Consider the following 22069-nt stretch of genomic DNA (forward strand, 5'->3'; position numbering starts at 1 on the left):
GGGCCGCGCCCTCCGACCCCGACGGGGTGCTCGCCACGCCCGTGGAGACCGTCCCGGCCGGGGTGAAGTCGCAGGCCAGGATCGCCGCCGGTCCGTGCGGACGCGTCCGCACGGACCCCTTTTCGTTCGCTTCCTTGTCTGTTTTGGATCGATTCATGTCGATCCGGATCGATCTGGGACCGCCGAAGGGGGCGCGAGCCATGACCGACCAGGACTTCCACCCGGGTCTCACGCCCGGACATCTGGGCGCACCGGTGCTGGAACCGGAGGGCCGTCCGCCGGGTGCGCCCCGTCCGCGCTTCGATGCGCCCGATCCGCACCGACGGCGCAACGGGCTGGCCTGCGGGCTCACCGCGCTCGCGCTGATCGCGGTGTTCGGCGGGGTCGGGCTGACCGGGTACACCTGGATCCAGGCGCAGCGCAAACCCCCGGCCGCCGCCGACTTCGCCGGGCAGGGCACCGGCAGCGTGCAGGTCTCGGTGCCGGAGGGCGCCGGCCTCTCCCAGATCGCCTCCGCGCTGGTCCGCAACGGCGTGGTGGCCAGCTCGCTCGCCTTCACCCGGGCCGCGAAGGGCAGCGCGGCGGCGGCCGGGCGGATCCAGCCCGGGACGTACACGCTGAAGCAGCGGATGTCGGCCGCGGCGGCGCTGGCGGTCCTGATCGACCCGGCCAACGCCAACGGCCTGACCATCCCCGAGGGATGGCGCGGCTACCAGATCTACGCGGCCATCGACAAGAAGCTGAACCTGCCCGCGGGCACCGCCCAGAAGACCGCCCAGGACCAGGGCGCCGAACTCGGCCTGCCGGACTTCGCCAACGGCAGCCCGGAGGGCTACCTGTTCCCGGCGACGTACAGCGTCACCGAGGGCACCACCGCCTTCGACCTGCTGAAGCAGATGGTGGACCGGGCCGGCCGGGAGTTCGGCCGGGACGACGCCACCGTGGTCGCGCAGAACCTCGGGCAGAGCGTGTACGGGCTGATCACCGTGGCCAGCATGGTCCAGGGCGAGGCCGACAACACCGAGGACATGGGCAAGGTGGCCCGGGTGATCTACAACCGGCTGGCCAAGGGCATGCCCCTGCAGCTGGACTCCACCATCAACTACGCGCTCGGCCGCTCGACCCTGAACACCTCGGTGACCGACACCAGGCTGGACTCCCCGTACAACACCTACCTGCACGCCGGACTGCCGCCGAGCCCGATCTCCAACCCCGGGCGGCAGGCGATCATGGCCGCGCTGGACCCGACGCCGGGGGACTGGCTGTACTTCGTCACCGTGAAGCCGGGGGACACCCGCTTCACCGACAGCTTCGACGTCCAGCAACGCAACGTGGCGGAGTTCAACGCCAACCGGGCGGCGGCCAAGCCGAGCGCCCCGGCGTCGGGCGCGCCCTCCGACCCGGCGGCGACGGCCCCGGGGGCCTCGGGCGGGGCCGGTGCGCCTTCCGCTCCCGGTGCGGGGACGCCGTAACGGAGTTGTGTGCCGTCGGTGAGATCGCTCACTGACGGTGCGTCCGCCCGGCCGGGGGTAAGGCTGCGGTACGGTAACGTCTCCCTCCAGGCGCTGCGCTAGCACGCCGGTTCGAGAATCAGCCGGGACCGCGTCGTCCCGGACGGCCGGTTTGATCCTCCGGTCGTCACCGTCGGTTAAGGGGATCAATGACCGATCTGGGCGGGGGCTACAACCCCCAGGGCGAGCCGTGGCACCCCGGTGATCCCGGGTACGACGGCCGGCAGCCGGTCCCCGGCCAGCAGGACGGCCAGTGGCAGCAGCAGTACCCGCAGCAGGGCCAGCAGGTCCAGCAGCAGTACGGGGACGTGCAGCAGGGGTACGCGCAGCAGCAGATGGCGCCGCAGATGCAGCAGCAGATGATGGCGCAGCAGGGCTACCAGCAGCAGGCCCCCCAGCAGCAGATGCCGCAGCAGGGCTACCCGGGCGGTCAGCAGGGCTACCAGCAGCAGATGGCGCAGCAGCAGGCGCCGGTGCAGCAGCAGGGCTACCCCCAGCAGGGGTACGTGCCGCAGCAGCCGCAACCGCAGCAGCCGATGCAGCAGGGGTACGCGCAGCAGCAGGCGCCGGTGCAGCAGCAGGGTTACCAGCAGCAGGCTCCGCAGCAGGTCCAGCCCCAGCAGGTCCAGGCGCAGCAGCCCCTCCAGCAGCAGCCCCCGCAGCAGCCGGCCCCCGAGCAGCAGGCTCCGCAGCGGCAGGTGCCGAGACGCCGGGCCAAGCCGCAGCCGGCCCCGGAGCCGGTGCCGGCCTCCGGCCCCGGCCCGGACGGGATCGACTGGGAGGCCGAGGCCGCCGCGCTGGAGGCCGGCGCCGACCCGGTCGGCGCCGCGCGCGAGGTCGGGACGGACGAGTGGGACGGCCACGCGGACGGCGGCCGCCACGAGGAGGACGGGTACCCCGACGAGCACGCCGAGGCCGGGGAGGCCGGCTTCCTCGGCGAGCAGGACGACTCCCGTGAGGCCCAGAAGAAGCGCAAGGAGAAGGGCAAGAAGTCGGGCCGCCGCAACGGCGGCGCCTGCCTGCTGGTCGCCGCGGTGCTGCTCGGCGCCGTCGGCGGGGCCGGCTGGTGGGGCTACGGCTTCTACCAGGACCACTTCGGCCCGGCACCGGACTTCACCGGCGAGGGCACCGGCTCCGTCCAGGTCGAGGTCAAGAAGGGCGCGGTCGGCGGGCAGATCGGCCTGGCGCTGAAGAACGCCGGCGTGGTCAAGAGCGTCGACGCGTTCAACACGGCCTGCAAGGCCGAGCCCAAGTGCGGCACCATCCAGTACGGCTTCTACGAGATGAAGAAGGAGATGCCGGCCGCGGCCGCGCTCAAGGAGCTGCTCGCCCAGGCGGGCGGCGCGGCGATCGTCGTACCGGAGGGCAAGAACTCCACCGAGATCTACACCCTCATCGACACCAAGCTGAAGCTGCCGCCGGGCACCACGGCGGGCGTCGCCAAGGCGCAGGTCAACGACCTCGGCCTGCCGCCGTACGCGAACGGCAACATCGAGGGCTTCCTCTGGCCGACCCGCTACAACATCGCCGAGGGCATGAAGCCCGAGGACCTGCTCAAGCAGATGGTGAAGAACGCCACCGAGAAGTACGCCGGCCTGGACGCCCAGGCCGCTTCGGTGGGGCTGAAGACCGGCTACGAGGTGCTCATCGAGGCGAGCATCCTCCAGCGCGAGGGCAACAACCCGGAAGACTTCGCCAAGATGGCCAAGACCATCCAGAACCGGCTGGCCGCCGGCGGCGAGATCAACCACCGGCTCGGCATGGACACCACGCTCCAGTACTCGCTGGGCCGCAAGGACCTCGACAAGAAGGACATGGACGACGCGAACAACAAGTACAACACCTACGTGAACCAGGGCCTGCCGCCCGGTCCGATCTCCAACCCCGGCGACGAGGCGCTCAACGCGACGCTGCACCCGGCGGACGGAAAGTGGCTGTACTTCATCGCGATGTCCCCGACCCAGACCCGGTTCGCCGAGACGAGCAAGGAGCACTACGCCAACGTCAAGGAGTACTGCCAGTCGGCCGGGCAGGGCTTCGACGAGGCGCGCGGCCACTGCACCACCAAGAAGTAGCCGCACCACCAGGAAGTGGCCGCGGCACCAGGAAGCAGCCGCGGCCGGACGACAGTTCGCCAGTTCGCGGAGAGAAGCGTTGACCAGCAAGCACCGGGCGGCCGTTCTCGGCTCGCCGATCGCCCACTCGCTCTCGCCGGACCTGCACCGGGCCGCCTTCGCGGCGCTCGGGCTGGACGGCTGGCGCTACGACGGCTTCGAGGTCGACGAGGCCGGGCTGCCCGGGTTCGTCGCCGCGCTGGACGAGGCCGAGTGGGCCGGGCTGTCGCTCACCATGCCGCTGAAGCGGGCGGTCATCCCGCTGCTCGACGAGGTCAGCGCGACGGCCCGCTCGGTGGACGCGGTGAACACCGTGGTGTTCACCGCCGACGGCCGGCGCACCGGGGACAACACCGACGTCCCCGGGCTGGTCAACGCGCTGCGCGAGCGCGGGATCACCGAGGTGCCCGAGGCGGCCGTCCTGGGCGCCGGGGCCACCGCCTCCTCGGCACTGGCCGCGCTCGCCCAGATCTGCACCGGCGAGGTGACGGTCTACGTGCGCAGCGCCGAGCGGGCCCGGGAGATGGCCGAGCTGGGCGAGCGGCTGGGCGTGGCCGTCCGCACCGCCGACTGGGAACTCGGGGCGCAGGCGCTGACCCGGCCGCTGACGATCTCCACCACGCCGGTCGGCGCGACCGACGTCTTCGCCGAGGCGCTGCCCGCCGAGCCGGGCGCGCTGTTCGACGTGCTGTACCACCCGTGGCCGACGGCGCTGGCCGCCGCCTGCGCCGGGCGCGGGGCGACCGTCCTGGGCGGGCTGGACCTGCTGGTGCACCAGGCGGTGCTGCAGAACGAGGCCTTCACCGGGCGGACGCCCGGGCCGCTGGCGGCGATGCGCGAGGCGGGGGAGAAGGCGCTCGCCGGGCACTGAGCCCGGCCGCCGTCGGACCTGGGCGGGCCCGGCCCCACGGCCGGGTGCCCGCCCGCCCTCCGTCCGGTTTCCCGGGCGGTTCCCGGCCGGATCGTGGCCGGTTGCTGTCCGTCACGCGGACTGTGCCCCCGGGTGCCGCTGGGGCATGAAAGGATTCAGGTACAAAAGGCACGCCCGGGGCGGGCCCCGGCGGTGCCGTGGTCCGGTCCGCTGATGAAGGAGCTCCGTTGGGTACGTTGCGCTGGCTGACGGCGGGGGAGTCGCACGGCCCCGCACTCGTCGCGACGCTGGAAGGCCTGCCCGCCGGTGTACCGGTCACCACCGACGTGGTGGCCGACGCGCTGGCGCGCCGCCGGCTCGGTTACGGCCGCGGGGCGCGGATGAAGTTCGAGCAGGACGAGGTGACCTTCCTCGGCGGCGTCCGGCACGGTCTGACCATGGGCAGCCCGGTCGCGATCATGGTTGGCAACACCGAGTGGCCGAAGTGGGAGCAGGTCATGTCGGCCGACCCGGTCGACCCCGAGGTCCTGGCGGGCCTGGCCCGCAACGAGGCGCTCACCCGCCCCCGGCCCGGCCACGCCGACCTGGCCGGCATGCAGAAGTACTCGATCGACGAGGCCCGGCCGATCCTGGAGCGCGCCAGCGCCCGCGAGACGGCCGCCCGGGTCGCGCTGGGCGCCGTCGCCCGCGCCTACCTCCGCGAGGTGGCCGGGATCGAGATCGTCAGCCACGTGGTCGAGCTGGCCGCCGCCAAGGCGCCGGCCGGCGTGGTGCCGCTGCCCTCGGACGAGGCCAAGCTGGACGCCGACCCGGTGCGCTGCCTGGACGCCGACGCCTCGAAGGCGATGGTCGCCGAGATCGACCAGGCCCACAAGGACGGCGACACCCTCGGCGGCGTGGTCGAGGTGCTGGCGTACGGCGTGCCGGTGGGCCTCGGCTCGCACGTGCACTGGGACCGCCGGCTGGACGCGCGGCTGGCCGCCGCGCTGATGGGCATCCAGGCGATCAAGGGTGTCGAGGTCGGCGACGGCTTCGACCTGGCCCGGGTGCCGGGCTCCCAGGCCCACGACGAGATCGTCCCGACCGCCGAGGGCGTCAAGCGCACCTCCGGCCGCTCCGGCGGCACCGAGGGCGGCCTGTCCACCGGCGAGGTGCTGCGGGTGCGCGCCGCGATGAAGCCGATCGCCACCGTGCCGCGGGCGCTCCAGACCCTGGACGTGCGCACCGGCGAGCCGGCCAAGGCGCACCACCAGCGCTCGGACGTCTGCGCGGTGCCGGCCGCGGGCATCGTCGCCGAGGCGATGGTCGCGCTGGTGCTGGCGGACGCGGTGAACGAGAAGTTCGGCGGCGACAACGTCTCCGAGACCCGCCGCAACGTGCAGGGCTACCTCGACAACCTGATCATCCGATGACGAACCCCGTTGTCGTGCTGGTCGGCCCGCCCGGCAGTGGCAAGTCCACCGTCGGGCGGATGCTGGCCGAGCGCCTGGGCGTCGGCTTCCGGGACACCGACGCCGACGTCGAGGCGACGGCCGGCAAGCCCATCCCGGAGATCTTCATCGACGAGGGCGAGCCGCACTTCCGCGCGCTGGAGGCGGCCGCCGTGCGCGCGGCCGCCGAGGGGCACGACGGGGTCCTGGCGCTCGGCGGCGGCGCGGTGATGGCCGAGGCCACCCGTGCGCTGCTGCACGAGCTGCCGGTGGTCTTCCTGGAGGTCCCGCTCGCCGACGCGGTCAAGCGGGTCGGCCTGGACGCCCCGCGCCCGCTGCTGGCCGTCAACCCGCGGGCCCGCTGGCGCGAGCTGATGGAGGCCCGCCGCCCCCTCTACCTGGAGGTGGCCACCGCCGTGGTCGACACCGCCGGGCGCACCCCGGAACAGGTCGCGGACGCCGTACTGGAAGCACTGGAGCTGAAGACCCCCCATGACTGACACCACCGTCAGGATCCACGTCGGCGGCAGCGCCGGCCACGACCCGTACGACGTGCTGATCGGGCACCAGCTGCTCGGTGAGCTGTCTCCGCTGATCGGGACCCGCGCCAAGCGGGTGGCGCTCATCCACCCGGAGGCGCTCGCCGCCACCGCCGACGCGATCCGCGAGGACCTGCTCGGCGAGGGCTACGAGGCCATCGTGCTCCAGGTGCCCAACGCCGAGGACGCCAAGAGCGTCGAGGTCGCCGCGTACTGCTGGTCGGTGCTCGGGCAGACCGGCTTCACCCGCAGCGACGTCATCGTCGGCCTCGGCGGCGGCGCCACCACCGACCTGGCCGGCTTCGTCGCCGCGACCTGGCTGCGCGGGGTGCGCTGGATCTCCATGCCCACCACGCTGCTCGGCATGGTCGACGCGGCCGTCGGCGGCAAGACCGGCATCAACATCGCCGAGGGCAAGAACATGGTCGGCGCCTTCCACCCGCCGGTGGGCGTGCTGGCCGACCTCGACACCCTGGAGACGGTGCCCAAGCACGACTACGTCTCCGGCCTCGCCGAGGTCATCAAGTGCGGCTTCATCGCCGACCCGGCCATCCTCGACCTGATCGAGGCCGACCCCGAGGGCGCCAAGACCCCGTCCGGCCCGCACACCGTCGAGCTGATCCGCCGCGCCATCCAGGTCAAGGCCGACGTGGTCTCCGGGGACCTCAAGGAGTCCGGCCGCCGCGAGATCCTCAACTACGGCCACACCCTCGGCCACGCCATCGAGCGCAACGAGCGGTACAAGTGGCGGCACGGCGCCGCGATCTCCATCGGCATGGTCTTCGCCGCCGAACTCGGCCGCCTGGCCGGGCGGTTGGACGACGAGACGGCCGACCGGCACCGCACCGTGCTGGCCTCGGTCGGCCTGCCGCTGAGCTACCGGGCGGACGCCTGGCCGAAGCTGCTGGACGCGATGAAGATCGACAAGAAGTCGCGCGGCGACCTGATCCGCTTCATCGTGCTGGACGGCCTCGGCAAGACCTCCGTACTGGAGGGCCCCGACCCGTCGCTGCTGGTCGCCGCGTACGCGGAGGTCTCGGCGTGACCAGGGTGATGGTGCTCAACGGCCCCAACCTGGGCCGGCTGGGCAGCCGCGAGCCGGACGTCTACGGCGCCACCTCGTACGCCGGGCTGGTCGAGCGCTGCACCGCGCTGGGCAAGGAGTTCGGCTTCGAGGTCGAGGTGCACGAGACCAACTCCGAGCAGCAGATGGTGGAGTGGCTGCACGAGGCGGCCGACGGGCAGGTGCCGGTGGTGATCAACCCCGGTGCGTTCACCCACTACTCGTACGCGATGCGGGACGCCGCGGCCCAGCGCACCGCGCCGCTGATCGAGGTGCACATCTCCAACCCGTACGCCCGGGAGACCTTCCGGCACACCTCGGTGATCGCCGCGGTGGCCTCCGGCACCATCGCCGGTTTCGGGCTCGGCTCCTACGAGCTGGCGCTGCGCGCGCTGGCCGAGCGGCTCACCACCCGCTGAGGGTACGGGCGGTGGCCCGGCGGCGGACTGTGCCCGCTGCCGGGCCGCCGTGTAGTGTCCCCGCTGAGAAGTGTCGGGAGGTGCCGTGACGCAGTACACCGGAGGCGGGCAGGTCCCGCCGCGTCCCGTCGCCCCGCCGGTGCCGCCGGGGGGCGGAACGCGGGGGACGTCGTCGGGGGCGCAGCCGCCCTCCCCGCAGCCTCCGCCGTCCCCGCCGCCGGGCCGGCCGGCGCCGGCGGCGCCCGTCACTCCCGGGCCGACCGGCCCCGGGCCCGCCGCCCACCCCGTTCCCGCCCACCCGGCTCCGGCCCCCGCGGCCGTACCCGTGCCGAGCGCGCCGCCCGTACCCGCCGGGGGCACCGGGCACTTCGTGCTGCCGTCCGGCGCACCCGTCCAACTGCCCGCCCACCCGCCGCGGCAGCACGCGGCCACCGGGCCGATAGCCGTCCTGCTGATCGGACCGGCCGGGGCCGGCAAGACCACCGTCGCCCGCCACTGGGCCGAGCGGCGGCCCACCCCGACCGCGCACATCAGCCTGGACGACGTCCGCGAGTGGGTGCAGGCGGGCTTCGCCAACCCGCAGTCCGGCTGGAACAACGCCTCCGAGGCGCAGTACCGGCTGGCCCGCCGCACCTGCGGCTTCGCCTGCCGCAACTACCTGGCCAACGGCATCTCCTGCATCATCGACGACGCCGTCTTCCCGGACCGCCCGGCGATCGGCCTCGGCGGCTGGAAGCGGCACATCGGCCCCGGCATGATCCCGGTCGTGCTGCTGCCCAGCCTGGACTCGGTGCTGCACCGCAACGCCCGGCGCAGCGGCAACCGCCGGCTCGGGGACGAGGAGGTGGCCCGCATCCACGGGCGGATGGCCGGCTGGTACAACTCCGGGCTGCCGATCATCGACAACTCCGCCCTGGACGTCGCCGGGACGGCCGCCGAGCTGGACCGCGTCATCCTGGCCCGGCTGATGGGCGTCCCGGTCCGCTGACCCGCGGCGGCACGGGGCTGTCGGTGCCGGCTGCGATGATGGACGGGTCCAGTCGCCGAGCCCGGAGGAGCCGACGCCCGTGCCCGAAGGCCACATCATCCACCGCCTCGCCACCGAGAACCGCGAGGCTTTCGGCGGCCGCCCGGTGCGGGTCTCCAGCCCGCAGGGCCGGTTCGCCGACGAGGCCAAGGTGATCGACGGGCAGCTGCTCACCGGCGCGGAGGCCACCGGCAAGCACCTCTTCCTCGGCTTCGAGGAGGGCGCCTGGGTGCACGTCCACCTCGGCCTCTACGGCGGCTTCACCTTCGGCACCGGCCCGGCGCCCGAGCCGGTCGGGCTGGTCCGGCTGCGGCTGGAGAACGAGGACGGCTACGCCGACCTGCGCGGGCCCAACACCTGCGCGCTCGTCACGGACGACCAGAAGGCCGCCGTCGCCGCCCGGCTCGGCCCCGACCCGCTGCGCGCCGACGCCGACCCGGAGGCCGCCTGGCGCCGGATATCCGGCAGCCGGACGACCGTCGCGGCGCTGCTGATGGACCAGAAGGTGCTGGCCGGGGTGGGCAACGTCTACCGGGCCGAGGTGCTGTTCCGCCACGGCATCGACCCGCACCGCGCCGGGCGCGACCTCACCCGCCGGGAGTGGGACGCGATCTGGGCCGACCTGGTCGCCCTGATGCGCGAGGGCGTCACCGCGGGCCGGATCGACACCGTCCGCCCCGAGCACACCCCCGAGGCGATGGGCCGCCCGCCCCGGGTGGACGACCACGGCGGCGAGGTGTACGTCTACCGGCGGGCCGCCATGCCCTGCCTGGTCTGCGGCACCGACGTGCGGACGGAGGAGCACGCCGCCCGCAACCTCTTCTGGTGCCCCGCCTGCCAGGCGGCGTGACCGGCCCCGGCCGGGACGCGCAACGCCCCCGTGTCGTGGAGAGCCCTTCTGACCTGCGACGATGGACGGGTGCCCGCCGAGCGGCGGGCACCTGTCCGCACGGCCACGTGTGAACGTGGAAGGGAAGGAAGTCCCATGATCTTCATTACGGTCAAGTTCGCGGTCCGCCCCGAGCGCGCCGACGAGTGGCTCGACCTGGTCGACGGTTTCACCCAGGCCACCCGCAGCGAGCCCGGCAACCTCTTCTTCGAGTGGTCCCGCAGCGTCGACAACGCCAACGAGTTCGTCCTGGTCGAGGCGTTCCGCGACGGCGACGCCGGCAAGGAGCACGTGGAGTCCGCGCACTTCACCAAGGCCATGGACGAGATGTCGTACGCCGTGGCCGCCAAGCCGCAGATCGTCTCGATCGAGATCCCCGGCATGGACGGCTGGGGCGAGATGGGCGAGATCACCCCCCGGTGACACCCGAGCGCCCCTCCGGCCGGGTGCCCAGCCCGTAGGCTGGGGCCCGGGCGGCCGGAGGGAGCAGGCGGATGGAGCGGCACGAGGTGGCCAACACCGTGTCAGGCGCCACGGTGGGCGGCCATGTGGTGCAGGCCGGGAGCATCGGGTCGGTGCACCTCCACCAGCCGCCGACGGTGCCGACGCCCCGTCAGGTGCGCGCGCCGCACGGCCCGTTCGTCAACCGTGAACCGGAGTTCGCCGCACTGGCCGGCGCGCTGGACCGGGTCGAGGAGGGCGGACTCGGGGTCGTGGTGTTCACCGGCCTCGGCGGGGTCGGGAAGACCGAGCTGATCGCCAAGTTCACCGAGCGCCACCGGGAGCGCTTCCCCGGCGGGGACCTCTACGCCGACCTGAAGGCCTACCGGCACCAGGGCGGGGTGGACCTCCCCGGGCTGCTGGCCGGCTTCCTGCGCGCCCTGGGCGCCGAGCCCCCGGCCGTGGAGGCCGAGCGGTTCACGGCCTTCCGCACCGCCACCGCCGGGCGCCGGTGCCTGTTCTTCCTGGACAACGTCGAGCACGCCGCGGAGGTCCGGGCGCTGCTCCCCGCCTGCGGGCTGGTGGTGGTCGCGAGCCGGCGGCGGCTGCCCGCGCTGCGGATGGACGGCGCCGAGGTGCGCCGACTCGGGCCGCTGAGCGCGGCGGCGGGCGCCGAACTGGTGCGGGGCTGGGTGGGCTCCGGGCGGGGAACCGACGGGGAACTGGCCGAACTGGTCGAGCTGTGCGGCGGGTTGCCGCTCGCGCTGAACGCGGTCGGGAGCCAGCTGCTGGACCGGGACAGCCTGCCGGTCGGCCGGGTGGTGGCCGAACTGCACGACCGGGAGGGCAGGTTGGCGATGCTGGAGGACGAGGAGAGCGATCTCGGCGCGACGTACGACCTGGTCCACGAGCGGCTGTCGGCGCCGGGCCGGGCGCTCTACCAGCTGATCGGCGTGCACCCCGGCCCCTTCGTGTCCGCCGAACTGGCGCGGGCGGTCGGCGTCGAGCGCGCCGAGCAGGCGGTCAGGGAGCTGCGTGGCGTCCACGTGCTCGACGAGGTGGTGGACGACGACGGCGAGGACCGATTCCGGGCCCACGACGTGGTGCGGCTGCACGCCTACGGCCGGACGCGGGAGCTGCCCGACCGCGCCGGGCTCCTCGCCGGCGTCGTGGCGTACTTCCGGGGCCGTGCCTCGCTCGCCGACCGGACGATGGGCAGGGACCGGCTCCGGCTGCAGGACCCGAGCGGCGACGACCTGCCCGGCTTCGCCTCCGACGCCGCGGCCCTGGAGTGGCTGTACGCCGAACGCGCCGACTTCCGCGCGGTGGTGGAGGAGGCGGCCGCGCAGGGGTGGCACGGCGAGGTGTGGCGGCTCTGCGAGTCGCTCTGGCCGCTGTACCACGGCCGCAAGCTCTACGACGACTGGATCGCCACCCACCGGCTCGGCATCGAGTCGGCCCAGTGGGACAACCAGCCGGCCGCCGTGGTCAAGATGCGCAACCAGCTCGCCCGCGCCCACCAGGAGCGCAAGGAGTACCGGCTCGCCGCCGAGCAGCTGGCGCTCGCCACGGAGCTGGTCCCGCTGGTGACGAACCGCCGGGTGGTCGGGGTGCTCTACGAGACCGACGGCCTGCTCTGCCTGGCCGACGGCCGCCCGGGCGACGCGGTGGAGCGCTTCACCCTGGCCCTGGCGGAGAACCGGGGCGACGACCACGGCGAGATCGTCCAGAGCTACAACCTGGCGCAGGCGCTGATCGCCGACGGCCGTCCGGAGGAGGCGCTGACCCTGCTGGCCGAGGCCACCGCCCGGGCCGGGCGGACGCGGGACAACGACATGCTGATGAAGCTGCCGCTGGTCCGGGCCCGGGCCCACCGGGCCCTCGGGCAGCTGGACCTCGCCGTCGCCCACGCGGACGACTGCGCCCGGCGGGCCAAGGAGCGGAACCAGTACGCGAAGGAGGCGCAGGCCCACACCCTGCTCGTCACCCTCGCCGAGGAGCTGGACGACGCGGAGCTGGCGGAGCGCAGCCGCGAGCGGCTGCGGCAGCTGGCGGGCTGAGGGGCGGTCCGGGCCGAGGGGCGGTCCGTAGCGGGCGGGCGGGGTCAGGGCCCGGTACGGAAGGACACCCGGGTGCGGTCCCCGCCGGTGCGGACGGTGAGTCCGTGCTCGGGGAGGCCGGCCGGGTCGCCGCCGTCGGCGAGCCAGCAGGCCACGGCGGAGCCGAGCAGCAGCGGGTCGACGGCGGGGTCGGGGCGGCCCCAGTCCGGTTCGGCGCGGGCCTCCAGCAGTCGGCCGCCGTGCAGCCGGAGCAGGTGGCGGGCCGGGCCGAGGGCGGCCACCGCGACGGCGAGGCCGGGCAGTTCGGCGGCGGTGTCGGCGAGCCAGCGGGTGGCGGTGCGTTCGGCGTGCGCCTCGGTGCGGGCGATCACCTCGGCCGTGTAGCGCAGGGCGTCGCCCGGGTGCTCGTCGGTGAGGGCGTGGAAGCCGCGCGGGGTGTGGTCGTCCGGGTGGAAGGGGTAGCGCCGCAGGCTCACCTCGGTCCCCTCGGTGCTGCCCTCGACGTCGTACGCGGTGGGCCACTCGGCGGCCCCGGGGCAGGGGACGGGCCTGGGGTAGGGCGGCAGGGCCGGTTCGTCCCCGGGTTCGTCCAGGCCGTCCAGGAAGGAGTAGAGCAGCGGGCGCAGCAGCCGGGCGGATTCGCCGCGGTGGGCGAGCGAGCGGTCGGTGATCTCGCGCAGGCCGGCCGGGGCCTCGGCGAGGGCCCGTTCGAGCTGGGCGGCGAGGTCCCCGTCCGGGTCGAGGACGGGGGCGGCCTGGCCGAAGGCGTAGCTGGGGGAGCGCGGGTCGAGTTCGGCGGCGCCGGTGGCGACGAGCATGGTGCGGTGTTCCAGGGCGGCGCCGTAGACGGTGACCGAGCCGTGGTCGCCGATCACGCAGTCGGCGGCGACGAGCGCGGCCTGCCAGCCCTGGTGGGGCGGGATCAGGCGCAGGCCCATCCGGCGGGCGTCGTCGAGCAGCGCCCCGGGGGCGTGGCGGCTCCACACGTTGGGGTGCAGGACGACGGCCACCGTGTACTCGTCGGCGGGCAGTTGGCGGACGAGCCGCCGGGGCAGGTCGGGGTGGCGGCCGAATAACGAGTGCTCGCTCCAGGTGGAGCTGACGACGACGAGCCGTCGGCCGCCGACGGCGCCGAGCGCGGCGCGGTAGCCGTCCCGGGAGCGCCGGCTGGCGAGCATCCGGTCGAAGCACGGGTCGCCGACCACCCGGGCGACGTCCAGGGCCTCGGGGCAGGAGGTCCGCAGCCGGTCCAGCTGTTCGGGGTGGGAGAGCCCGAGGACGTCCACGAACACCCGCCCGCGGTGGGTGAGTTCGTTGCGGGACAGGCCGGCGGCGCTGACCGTGTCGCCGGTGGACTCGGTGACCAGGCGGTTGTAGCCGGCGCCGTGCGGCAGGACGACGAGGCGGGCGTCCAGGCGGTGCATGGAGGAGTGGACGGCGCAGGCGACGGCCAGGTCGAAGCGGTGGCGGACGGCGTCGTCCCAGTCCAGCACGGTGAAGCCGGACAGGCCGTGCAGGTAGTCGTCCAGGGCGCGGTCGGCGAAGACGGAACCGGGGTTGACGGTGAAGTACCACTCGATGCCGTGCGGGCTCAGCAGGGAGAGGACGTCCAGCACCCGGGTGGCCGAGGTGAGGGTGCGGGCGACCGCCAGCACGCGGGCCTTGACCGGGTCGGTGTTCCAGCGGTCGGCGGGCCAGGCATGGGGGTGGGACGGCACATCATGATCGTACTGGCCGGGGCCGTTCACGGCGCGCCTTCCCGAGCGGGAGTCAGCGGCCCGGGCGGGAGTCGGCGGACCGAGCGGGAGTCAGCAGGTCGGGCAGGCGTCGGCGGGAGGGGTCAGCCCACTGCCGCGCTGGGCTCGTGGTGCTCGGCGGCGGCGCACTCGTCGAGGAGGGGGCGCATGGCCTCGTCCACGAGCCGGTAGCGCACCACTCGTCCGTCCCGGTCGCCGGTGACCACGCCGGCCGTACGGAGCAGCCGCAGGGCCTGGGAGACGGCGGGGTCGCGCATGCCGGTGGCCACCGCGAGGTCGCTGACGGCGAGCGGGCCGGCCCGGTGGAGGGCGAGCAGCAGGGCGAGCCGTCCGGGGTCGGCGAGCAGGGAGAACCGCTCGGCCCAGGACCGGACGTGCGCGGGGTCGCCGATCGCGGCGATGGCCTCGCAGACCCGGTGCCCGTCGATGGTGCGGTGGCCCGCGCGGTCGGCCGGTACGAGATGCATGCGGACATTCTTGCAGGCGGTCGCCTGTGATCCTGGACACCTGCGCAGGTGCGCAGCCTTGCACGGGTCGGGGCGCGGCCCCTACGGTGTTCCCCGCCGTGGTGCTCGGGAAGACCGGTGACGGACCCTCAGGGGTCCCAGCCCGGAGCGGCCCTCGCCACTGTGATCGGGTCGTTCCTCCGCCCGCGGAGGAACGTCGTCCGTGCCCACGGAGCCACTGGGTGCCTCGCGCACCTGGGAAGGCGGGCACGGGTATCCCGTCAGCCAGGAGACCGGCCACGGCATCTCACGAGGTTTTCCACGAGGTGCTGGAGCGTGATCCGCAGATGACCCTGCCCGAAACCGTTGCCGCCGGCGCGAAGCCGGCCCCTTCCGTGCTGCCCAGCTTCAGATGGCGGCGCGAGGACACCGTCCGTACGGCCGGGCTGATGGCGGTGATCGTGGCCATGCACGTGGTGGCCTTCGGCACGCTGATCTTCCTGGTCGCGCCCGAGCGGTACGCGGTCGGTACCCAGGTCTTCGGGGTGGGCCTCGGCATCACCGCGTACACCCTCGGGATGCGGCACGCCTTCGACGCCGACCACATCGCGGTGATCGACAACACCACCCGCAAGCTGATGGCGGACGGCAAGCGGCCGGTCTCGGTGGGCTTCTGGTTCGCCCTCGGGCACTCCTCGATGGTGGTGCTGATGGCCGCCCTGGTGGCGGGCGGCGCGCAGCTGGCGAACACGCTGATGGACGACGAGTCGGCCACCCACAAGTGGCTGGGCGTGATCGGGACGACCACCTCCGGCGTGTTCCTCTACCTGATCGGCGCGCTCAACCTGGCGGCGCTGCTCGGCATCCTCAGGGTGTTCCGCTCGATGCGGGCCGGGAAGTTCGACGAGAAGGAGCTGGAGGCGCACCTCGACTCGCGCGGCTTCATGGCCCGGGTGCTGAACCGGGCGACCCGTTCGATCACCCGGCCGGGGCAGATGTTCCCGGTGGGCATGGTGCTGGGCCTGGGCTTCGACACCGCGACCGAGGTCACCCTGATGGTGATGGCCGGCTCGGGCGCGGCCTCCGGGCTGCCCTGGTACGCGATCGTCTGCCTGCCGCTGCTGTTCGCGGCAGGGATGAGCCTGTTCGACACCCTGGACGGGACGTTCATGAACTTCGCGTACCAGTGGGCCTTCGCCAACCCGGTCCGGAAGGTGTACTACAACCTGACCATCACGGGTCTGTCGATCGCGGTGGCCTTCATCATCGGCACCATCGAGCTGGTCGGGGTGCTGCACGAGAAGCTCGACCTGACCGACCCGGTCACCGGGTTCGTCGCGGACATCTCGCTGGACAACGTGGGCTACGCGATCGCCGGGCTGTTCGTGGTGGTCTGGGCGATCGCGATCGGGTACTGGAAGCTCGCCCGGGTCGAGCAGCGCTGGACGCCCGAGGGCTCCTGAGCCGAGCGGCCCGGCCACCCACGGCGCCTCCCCGAGTCCGGGGAGGCGCCGTTCGCGTGTCCGGGGTCAGCGCTCCTCGCGGAAGTCGACGTGCCGGCCCGCGGCCGGGTCGTACTTGCGCAGGACCATCCGGTCCGGGTCGTTGCGGCGGTTCTTGCGGGTCACGTACGTGAAGCCGGTGCCGGCGGTGGAGCGGAGCCTGATCACCGGGCGCAGTTCGCTGCGGGCCATGGGACGTCCTCCTGGGGTCTGGGGGTCGGGGTCTCGGGTTCCGGTCCGAGGGGTTGGCTCGAACCGTACATCGAAATGGAAGTCATTTTCATCTGGTGTAACGTGAGCCCGGTCCTGCCCATTCCCGGACGCCAGGGAGCACCCATGTCCGCCCGCTGCCAACTCACCGGCCGCCGGCCCGGCTTCGGCAACGCGATCTCGCACTCGCACCGCCGCACCGGCCGCCGCTTCGACCCCAACATCCAGCGCAAGCGCTACTGGCTGCCCGGCGAGGGCCGGTACGTCCGGCTGGCGCTGAGCGCCAAGGGCATCCGCACCGTCGACGCGATCGGCATCGAGGCCGCCGTCGCCCGCATCCGCGCCCGGGGGGAGAAGGTCTGATGGCCAAGCAGAGCAAGATCGCCAAGAACGAGCGGCGGCGCGCCGTCGTCGCCCGCTACGCCGAGCGCCGGGCCGAGCTCAAGCGGACCATCGCCCACCCCGGCACCGGCCCCGCCGAGCGCGCCGCCGCCCAGGCCGAGCTCGCCCGCCAGCCGCGCGACGCCAGCGCCACCCGGGTCCGCAACCGGGACGCCGTGGACGGCCGGCCCCGCGGCTACCTGCGGGCCTTCGGCCTCTCCCGGGTCAACCTGCGCGCCCACGCCCACGCCGGGCACCTGCCCGGTGTCCGCAAGGCGAGCTGGTGAGCGCCGTGGACGGGACCAGGCTGCCGGTGGTGGTCGTCGCCGGCCTGCACGCGGAGCAGCGCCGGGCCGCCGTCGAGGAACTGGCGGCGGCCGCGGTGGACGCCGTGGTCCTGCACCACGACCTGCGGGACGCCGCGCTCGGCACCGTCCGCTGCGAGCTGCGCGACGCCGCCGGGGCCTTCGACGCGGCCGACGTACCGCTGGCGAACGACTGCCCGTGCTGCGCCCTGCGCGAGGACCTGCTGCCCCGGCTGCTGGAGATCGCCGACGGCGGCCGGTACGGACTGGCGATCGTCGAACTGTGGGGCGGCAGCGACCCGCACCCCGCGGTCGAGGTGATCGCCGGGGGAGAGGTGGACGGGCGGCCGCTCGACGACGCCGTCGAACTGGCGGGCGTGGTCACCGCCGTCGACCCGGACCGGCTGGTCGGCGAGCTCTCCGTCCCCGACGACCTGGTGGAGCACGGCGAGCAGACCGCCTCGCGCGACGACCGGACCCGCGCCGAGGCGCTCGCCCACCAGATCGAGTACGCCGGCACGCTCGCCGTGCCGCGCGCCGCGGCGCACGCGCCGGGGCTCGCCCTCCTGCGCCAGCTGCACGCCACCGCCCGGACCGTCCGGCTCGGCACCGGCGCGCTCACCCGGGCCGCGCTCGGCGGCTTCGACGTGGCCGCCGCCCGCGACCGGGTCAACCCGGCGCTCGCGCTGCTGCCGCAGGAGCGGGACGAGGCGGGCGTCGCCACCCTGCTGTGGGAGCGCCGCCGACCGCTCCACCCCGAGCGGCTGCACCGGGCGCTGGAACTGCTCGTCCCGGCGGCGCAGCGCAGCCGCGGCCGGTTCTGGCTGGCCAACCGGCCCGATCTGATACTCGCCTGGGACGCCGCCGGGGCGAACCTCGCGGTCGAGGAGTGCGGGCCCTGGCTCACCTCCCTGCCCGACGCGGCCTGGGAGCTCTACCCGCCCGCGCGCCGGGCCGCCGCCGCCCTCGACTGGCACCCCCGGCACGGCGACCGGGTGCAGCAGCTCAGCTTCACCGCCGAGGGGCTGGACGTCGACGGCATCACCGACCTGCTCGACTCCTGCCTGCTCACCGACGCCGAACTCGCCGCCGGCGAACCCGGCTGGAAGGCCCTGCCGGACGCCTTCCAGGACCTGCTCGACCCCGTCCACTGAAGGAGCGCCCTCCCGTGCGCAAACGATCCGCCCCGCCGAAGCCCCGGCCCAACCCGCTGCTCGCGGCGGGCATCGAGTACATCGACTACAAGGACACCGACCTGCTGCGCCGCTTCGTCTCCGACCGCGGCAAGATCCGCGGCCGCCGGGTCACCCGGCTCACCGCCGAGCAGCAGCGGGCGGTGGCCCGGGCGATCAAGAACGCCCGGGAGACGGCCCTCCTGCCGTACGCCTCGGGCGCCACCCGCTAGCGCCGCCCGACGACGCGTTCGACCACACCACCCGAGAAGGAGCCCGCGATGGCCGTACCCAAGCGCAAGACCTCCCGCAGCAACACCCGGCACCGCCGGGCCCAGTGGCGGGCGACGCCCCCGAAGCTGGTCGCGATCACCCTGAACGGCCGGGAGATGCTCGTCCCGCAGAACCTCGCCCCGGCGTACCGGCGGGGTCTGCTCGAACCGTACGGGCAGTAGGCGCGACGGGAGGAAGCCGCCGCCGAGGGGAGGTGGGCCCCTCGGCGGCGGCGCGCGTCCGAGCGGCGGTGGGGGCGGGGGCCCCGGCGCGGGCCGGAGGGCGACGGCGCGGTCGCGCGGGGGGCGCGCAAGGGGCACCGGGGGTTCTGGCGGGGGTGCTCGGCGGGCGCTTCGGGCCGGGGGTTCGTAGGCTCGACGCATGGCGGATGCGTACGCGGGGCGGCGGGAGCGGGTGAGGGAGCACTGCAGCGCGGCCGGGGCCGATGCGGCGCTGATCACCCGTGCGGCGAACGTGCGGTACCTGACGGGCTGCGCGCCCTGCGGGGCGAGCCTGTTGCTGACCAGGGAGCGGGCGCTGCTGGCGCTGCCGGACGACCTGCCGCCGGACGACACCGGGGAGCACCTGATCGCCCCGGACGTCACCCGGCTGCCGGTGGCGGCCGGCTCGGACACCGCGCTGGCCGCCGCGGCCGCGGCCACCCGCTCCGGGGTGTCGGGCCTGGCGGTGGAGGAGCACGACCTGACCGTCAGCCGGCACCGGGCGGTGGGCGACCTGATAGCGGGGACCCGGCTGGTGGACCTCGGCCGGACGGTCGAGCGGCTGCGGGTGGTCAAGGACGAGCACGAGATCGCGGACCTGCGGATCGCCGCCGAGATCGCCGACCAGGCGCTGGGCGAGCTGCTGGAGTCGATCCTGGTCGGCCGCACCGAGCGGCACCTGGCGATGGAGCTGGAGCGCCGGATGATCGACCACGGCGCCGACCGGGCGGCCTTCCCGGTCTCGGTCGGCACCGGCAGCCACTCCGGCCAGGCCGCCCACCAGCCGACCGACCGCCGGGTGGAGGAGGGCGACTTCCTGACCGTGGTGATGGGCGCCCAGTACCGCGGCTACGGCGTCTCCACCGCCCGCACCTTCGTGATCGGCGCCGCCCCCGCGCCCTGGCAGGTGGAGCTGCACCGGCTGGTCTTCCGGGCCCAGCGGGCCGGGCGGGAGGCGCTCGGACCAGGCGTGGAGCAGTGCGTACCCGACCGGGCCGCCCGGCAGGTCCTGGAGGCGGCCGGCCACACCGAGCCCTCCCCGCACCCGGTGGGCCACGGCATCGGGCTGGAGATCCGGGAGGCGCCGCGCCTCGGTCCGGCGGACATGGGTAAACTGGACAGCCGCGTGCCGGTCACCGTCGGTCCGGGGGTTCACCTCCCGGGCAGGGGCGGCGTCCGGATCGAGGACACGCTCGTCGTGCGCCCCCTTGAGGAGGGCGGGCCCGAGCTGCTCACCATCACCACCAAGGAGCTCCTCGCCCTGTGACCGCGACCCCCCGGGGGGCCGTGGGCGGCAGGACGCAATCCCTTGGTTCCTTGACAGCTATACAGGAGTAAGTGCGCCCGTGGCTTCCACGAACGATCTCAAGAACGGCATGGTCCTCAAGCTGGAGGGCGGCAAGCTCTGGTCCGTCGTCGAGTTCCAGCACGTCAAGCCCGGCAAGGGCCCGGCCTTCGTGCGTACCAAGCTCAAGGAGGTCCTGACCGGCAAGGTCGTCGACAAGACCTTCAACGCGGGCACCAAGGTCGAGACCGCCAACGTCGACAAGCGCGGCATGCAGTTCTCGTACAAGGACGGCGAGAACTTCGTGTTCATGGACATGGACACCTACGACCAGCTGACCATCGAGCCGTCGGTCGTCGGCGACGCCGCCAAGTACCTGCTGGAGGGCTTCGAGGCCCTCGTCGCGCAGAACGAGGGCTCGGTCCTCTACATCGAGCTCCCGGCCGCGGTCGAGCTGACCATCGCCGAGACCGAGCCGGGCGTCCAGGGCGACCGCTCGACCGGTGGCACCAAGCCGGCCACCCTGGAGACGGGCGCCGAGATCCAGGTGCCGCTCTTCGTCACCACCGGTGAGAAGGTCAAGGTCGACACCCGCGACGGCAGCTACCTCGGCCGGGTGAAGTAAGTCCGTGTCGGCCGCACGCAGCAAGGCCCGCACGCGGGCCTTCCAGATCCTCTTCGAGGCCGACCACCGTGGGGTAGACCCGCAGCAGGTCCTCGCCGACTGGGTGGCCCGCGCCCGCGAGCCCAAGCCCGACGAGGGCACCCCGCAGGTCGGTGAGTACACCATGGAGCTCATCGAGGGGTACGTCCAGCACGCTCGTCGCATCGACGACCTGATCGAGCAGTACGCCGTGGGCTGGACGCTCGACCGGATGCCGATCGTGGACCGCAACGTCCTGCGGCTCGGTGCGTACGAGCTGATCTGGGAGGACGGCGTCCCGGACGCCGTCGTCCTGGACGAGGCCGTCGAGATCGCCAAGGAGTTCTCCACGGACGACTCCCCGGCCTTCGTCAACGGCCTGCTCGCCCGCTTCCTCGAGCTGAAGCCGAGCATCCGCCGCTGAGTGGTCGAATCCCGTGAACGGCCGTCGGACCCGAACAGGTGTCCGGCGGCCGTTCCGCGTTTCATGCGGGCGGCGTAGGGTGAGGGCCTACTTGTCAGTAACTTGACGTCCGGAAGCACGCGTGAAGGGCAGGCCCCCCACATGACCACGGCGATCCGCAGCGAGTTCGACCAGGGCATCGCCCTGACCAGGCACCCCGAGGAGGCCGGCCGGTACGAGGCCGAGCTCGGCGCCGGCTGGCAGATCGGCGGCGGGGTGAACGGCGGACTGCTGCTCGCGGTGGCCGGACACGCGCTGTCGCTGGAGCACGGCACCCACCCGGACCCGGTGTCGATCAGCGGTTACTACCTGTCCGCCTCCACGCCCGGCCCGGCCACCGTCCGCACCGAGGTGCTGCGCACCGGCCGCGGCCTGTCCACCGGCACCGCCTCGCTCAGCCAGGACGGCGTCGAGCGGCTGCGCGTGGTGGCCAGCCACGGCGACCTCGCCACCGCCGACGGCGAGGTGCGCACCAGCGCGCTGCCGCCGCAGCTGCCGCCGCCGGACCAGTGCATCGGCGTCGAGCACGCGCCCAAGGAGCTGATCGCCCAGGCCGCCCTGCTGGAGCGGTTCGACCTGCGGCTGGACCCGGCCACCATCGGCTGGGCGCTCGGGCAGCCCTCCGGCAACGGGCGGATCCAGGGCTGGTTCCGGCTCGCCGACGGCCGCGAGCCCGACCCGCTGCTGCTCCTGCTGGTCGCCGACGCGCTGCCGCCGGTCACCTTCGACCTCGGCCTGCCGGGCTGGGCCCCCACCGTCGAGCTGACCGTCCACCTGCGCGCCAGGCCGGTGCCCGGCTGGCTGCGGGTCACCCACGCGACCCGCAACCTGGCCGGCGGCTACTTCGAGGAGGACGCGGAGGTCTGGGACGAGTCCGGCCGCCTGGTCGCGCAGTCCCGCCAGCTGGCCCGCGCGCCCCGCTCCGCCTGACGCCCGCGCGACCCGCATTACCGGTGGTTACATTCCTGTGACACGCCGTACGTGTGCGACGCGCGCGGATGGGGAGGAAGACGGTCAGCGGCACGCCTGCCGCCGACCGTCCTCCCC

General features: G+C 73.9%; 24 protein-coding genes and 1 riboswitch. Of the genes, 21 read left to right on the plus strand and 3 right to left on the minus strand.

Annotated elements, in window-relative coordinates; all coding sequences use genetic code 11:
* The first annotated feature begins 200 nt into the window (after window positions 1–200).
* From mltG (ACFRQN_RS01360) to ACFRQN_RS01410, 11 genes are all read left to right on the plus strand, one after another.
* Window positions 201–1472, plus strand: a complete 1272-nt coding sequence (gene mltG, locus ACFRQN_RS01360) for an endolytic transglycosylase MltG (protein WP_063780218.1) — start codon at window positions 201–203, stop codon at window positions 1470–1472.
* A gap of 188 nt (window positions 1473–1660) precedes the next feature.
* Entirely contained in the window at window positions 1661–3586 is a 1926-nt protein-coding gene (gene mltG / locus ACFRQN_RS01365; protein ID WP_380737413.1) for an endolytic transglycosylase MltG, read from the plus strand.
* A 79-nt stretch (window positions 3587–3665) separates the two neighbouring features.
* Entirely contained in the window at window positions 3666–4496 is an 831-nt protein-coding gene (locus tag ACFRQN_RS01370) for a shikimate dehydrogenase (protein ID WP_380737415.1), read from the plus strand.
* Window positions 4497–4723: 227 nt separating this feature from the next.
* The gene (aroC, locus tag ACFRQN_RS01375) at window positions 4724–5908 is read left to right on the plus strand and encodes a chorismate synthase (protein ID WP_107086502.1); all 1185 of its coding nucleotides are present in this window, start codon (window positions 4724–4726) and stop codon (window positions 5906–5908) included.
* Window positions 5905–6426, plus strand: coding sequence for a shikimate kinase (locus tag ACFRQN_RS01380; protein WP_049653982.1), 522 nt, complete (start codon window positions 5905–5907; stop codon window positions 6424–6426). The genes aroC and ACFRQN_RS01380 overlap by 4 nt, the downstream gene beginning before the upstream one ends.
* Window positions 6419–7510 (plus strand): 3-dehydroquinate synthase, encoded by a 1092-nt coding sequence (aroB, locus tag ACFRQN_RS01385; protein WP_049653979.1) that lies wholly within the window; start codon window positions 6419–6421, stop codon window positions 7508–7510. Before ACFRQN_RS01380 ends, aroB begins: the two co-directional genes overlap by 8 nt.
* An 8-nt stretch (window positions 7511–7518) precedes the next feature.
* Complete coding sequence (gene aroQ / locus ACFRQN_RS01390; protein ID WP_049653999.1) at window positions 7519–7947, plus strand: type II 3-dehydroquinate dehydratase; 429 nt, start codon at window positions 7519–7521, stop codon at window positions 7945–7947.
* Window positions 7948–8032: 85 nt separating this feature from the next.
* Window positions 8033–8935: an AAA family ATPase gene (locus ACFRQN_RS01395; protein ID WP_380737417.1), complete on the plus strand. Its 903-nt coding sequence runs from the start codon at window positions 8033–8035 to the stop codon at window positions 8933–8935.
* Between the two features lie 79 nt (window positions 8936–9014).
* Window positions 9015–9824, plus strand: coding sequence for an Fpg/Nei family DNA glycosylase (locus ACFRQN_RS01400; protein ID WP_380737419.1), 810 nt, complete (start codon window positions 9015–9017; stop codon window positions 9822–9824).
* Between the two features lie 135 nt (window positions 9825–9959).
* On the plus strand, window positions 9960–10286 hold the full coding sequence (locus tag ACFRQN_RS01405) for a putative quinol monooxygenase (protein ID WP_074002386.1): 327 nt from the start codon (window positions 9960–9962) through the stop codon (window positions 10284–10286).
* Between the two features lie 71 nt (window positions 10287–10357).
* Window positions 10358–12364: an AAA family ATPase gene (locus tag ACFRQN_RS01410; RefSeq protein ID WP_380737421.1), complete on the plus strand. Its 2007-nt coding sequence runs from the start codon at window positions 10358–10360 to the stop codon at window positions 12362–12364.
* Between the two features lie 44 nt (window positions 12365–12408).
* Here ACFRQN_RS01410 and ACFRQN_RS01415 read toward each other — a convergent pair whose 3' ends face one another.
* Entirely contained in the window at window positions 12409–14082 is a 1674-nt protein-coding gene (locus tag ACFRQN_RS01415) for a hypothetical protein (RefSeq protein WP_380737423.1), read from the minus strand.
* 122 nt (window positions 14083–14204) lie between these two features.
* Window positions 14205–14588 carry a metalloregulator ArsR/SmtB family transcription factor gene (locus tag ACFRQN_RS01420; protein ID WP_049656554.1) on the minus strand — a complete coding sequence of 128 codons (384 nt, stop codon included), beginning with the start codon at window positions 14586–14588 and terminating at the stop codon, window positions 14205–14207.
* 82 nt (window positions 14589–14670) lie between these two features.
* Window positions 14671–14884: riboswitch (cobalamin riboswitch) on the plus strand.
* A gap of 30 nt (window positions 14885–14914) precedes the next feature.
* Between ACFRQN_RS01420 and ACFRQN_RS01425 the strand changes: the two genes are divergently transcribed.
* Window positions 14915–16030, plus strand: a complete 1116-nt coding sequence (locus ACFRQN_RS01425) for a HoxN/HupN/NixA family nickel/cobalt transporter (protein WP_049656561.1) — start codon at window positions 14915–14917, stop codon at window positions 16028–16030.
* 66 nt (window positions 16031–16096) lie between these two features.
* On the opposite strand, the gene rpmG is transcribed toward ACFRQN_RS01425, so the two are convergent.
* Window positions 16097–16261 carry a 50S ribosomal protein L33 gene (gene rpmG, locus ACFRQN_RS01430; RefSeq protein WP_049656556.1) on the minus strand — a complete coding sequence of 55 codons (165 nt, stop codon included), beginning with the start codon at window positions 16259–16261 and terminating at the stop codon, window positions 16097–16099.
* 144 nt (window positions 16262–16405) lie between these two features.
* Here rpmG and rpmB point away from each other — a divergent pair, with 144 nt between their 5' ends.
* The 9 genes from rpmB (at window position 16406) to ACFRQN_RS01475 (ending at window position 21952) form a co-directional block, all read left to right on the plus strand.
* Window positions 16406–16642, plus strand: a complete 237-nt coding sequence (gene rpmB / locus ACFRQN_RS01435) for a 50S ribosomal protein L28 (protein ID WP_074002388.1) — start codon at window positions 16406–16408, stop codon at window positions 16640–16642.
* Window positions 16642–16947 carry a 30S ribosomal protein S14 gene (gene rpsN, locus ACFRQN_RS01440; protein WP_074002389.1) on the plus strand — a complete coding sequence of 102 codons (306 nt, stop codon included), beginning with the start codon at window positions 16642–16644 and terminating at the stop codon, window positions 16945–16947. The genes rpmB and rpsN overlap by 1 nt, the downstream gene beginning before the upstream one ends.
* A 5-nt stretch (window positions 16948–16952) precedes the next feature.
* Window positions 16953–18119, plus strand: a complete 1167-nt coding sequence (locus ACFRQN_RS01445; protein ID WP_380737453.1) for a CobW family GTP-binding protein — start codon at window positions 16953–16955, stop codon at window positions 18117–18119.
* 14 nt (window positions 18120–18133) lie between these two features.
* Window positions 18134–18370 (plus strand): 30S ribosomal protein S18, encoded by a 237-nt coding sequence (gene rpsR / locus ACFRQN_RS01450; protein WP_049661328.1) that lies wholly within the window; start codon window positions 18134–18136, stop codon window positions 18368–18370.
* Window positions 18371–18418: 48 nt separating this feature from the next.
* Window positions 18419–18592, plus strand: coding sequence for a 50S ribosomal protein L32 (gene rpmF, locus ACFRQN_RS01455; protein WP_380737425.1), 174 nt, complete (start codon window positions 18419–18421; stop codon window positions 18590–18592).
* 199 nt (window positions 18593–18791) lie between these two features.
* Window positions 18792–19898: a Xaa-Pro peptidase family protein gene (locus tag ACFRQN_RS01460; RefSeq protein ID WP_117487146.1), complete on the plus strand. Its 1107-nt coding sequence runs from the start codon at window positions 18792–18794 to the stop codon at window positions 19896–19898.
* A 79-nt stretch (window positions 19899–19977) separates the two neighbouring features.
* Window positions 19978–20541, plus strand: a complete 564-nt coding sequence (gene efp / locus ACFRQN_RS01465; protein ID WP_049651352.1) for an elongation factor P — start codon at window positions 19978–19980, stop codon at window positions 20539–20541.
* Window positions 20542–20545: 4 nt separating this feature from the next.
* On the plus strand, window positions 20546–20983 hold the full coding sequence (gene nusB / locus ACFRQN_RS01470; RefSeq protein ID WP_049651353.1) for a transcription antitermination factor NusB: 438 nt from the start codon (window positions 20546–20548) through the stop codon (window positions 20981–20983).
* A 141-nt stretch (window positions 20984–21124) separates the two neighbouring features.
* Window positions 21125–21952 carry a thioesterase family protein gene (locus ACFRQN_RS01475; RefSeq protein WP_049651354.1) on the plus strand — a complete coding sequence of 276 codons (828 nt, stop codon included), beginning with the start codon at window positions 21125–21127 and terminating at the stop codon, window positions 21950–21952.
* Window positions 21953–22069: the final 117 nt, after the last annotated feature.

Source organism: Kitasatospora sp. NPDC056800, assembly GCF_042789775.1.
Lineage (GTDB): Bacteria > Actinomycetota > Actinomycetes > Streptomycetales > Streptomycetaceae > Kitasatospora.

Coding starts and splice junctions, on each gene's coding strand:
- mltG (WP_063780218.1), top strand. CDS start 201: ATGACCGACCAGGACTTCCACCCGGGTCTCACGCCCGGACATCTGGGC.
- mltG (WP_380737413.1), top strand. CDS start 1,661: ATGACCGATCTGGGCGGGGGCTACAACCCCCAGGGCGAGCCGTGGCAC.
- ACFRQN_RS01380 (WP_049653982.1), top strand. CDS start 5,905: ATGACGAACCCCGTTGTCGTGCTGGTCGGCCCGCCCGGCAGTGGCAAG.
- aroB (WP_049653979.1), top strand. CDS start 6,419: ATGACTGACACCACCGTCAGGATCCACGTCGGCGGCAGCGCCGGCCAC.
- aroQ (WP_049653999.1), top strand. CDS start 7,519: ATGGTGCTCAACGGCCCCAACCTGGGCCGGCTGGGCAGCCGCGAGCCG.
- ACFRQN_RS01405 (WP_074002386.1), top strand. CDS start 9,960: ATGATCTTCATTACGGTCAAGTTCGCGGTCCGCCCCGAGCGCGCCGAC.
- ACFRQN_RS01410 (WP_380737421.1), top strand. CDS start 10,358: ATGGAGCGGCACGAGGTGGCCAACACCGTGTCAGGCGCCACGGTGGGC.
- ACFRQN_RS01420 (WP_049656554.1), bottom strand. CDS start 14,588: ATGCATCTCGTACCGGCCGACCGCGCGGGCCACCGCACCATCGACGGG.
- ACFRQN_RS01425 (WP_049656561.1), top strand. CDS start 14,915: ATGACCCTGCCCGAAACCGTTGCCGCCGGCGCGAAGCCGGCCCCTTCC.
- rpmG (WP_049656556.1), bottom strand. CDS start 16,261: ATGGCCCGCAGCGAACTGCGCCCGGTGATCAGGCTCCGCTCCACCGCC.
- rpmB (WP_074002388.1), top strand. CDS start 16,406: ATGTCCGCCCGCTGCCAACTCACCGGCCGCCGGCCCGGCTTCGGCAAC.
- rpsN (WP_074002389.1), top strand. CDS start 16,642: ATGGCCAAGCAGAGCAAGATCGCCAAGAACGAGCGGCGGCGCGCCGTC.
- rpmF (WP_380737425.1), top strand. CDS start 18,419: ATGGCCGTACCCAAGCGCAAGACCTCCCGCAGCAACACCCGGCACCGC.
- ACFRQN_RS01460 (WP_117487146.1), top strand. CDS start 18,792: ATGGCGGATGCGTACGCGGGGCGGCGGGAGCGGGTGAGGGAGCACTGC.
- ACFRQN_RS01475 (WP_049651354.1), top strand. CDS start 21,125: ATGACCACGGCGATCCGCAGCGAGTTCGACCAGGGCATCGCCCTGACC.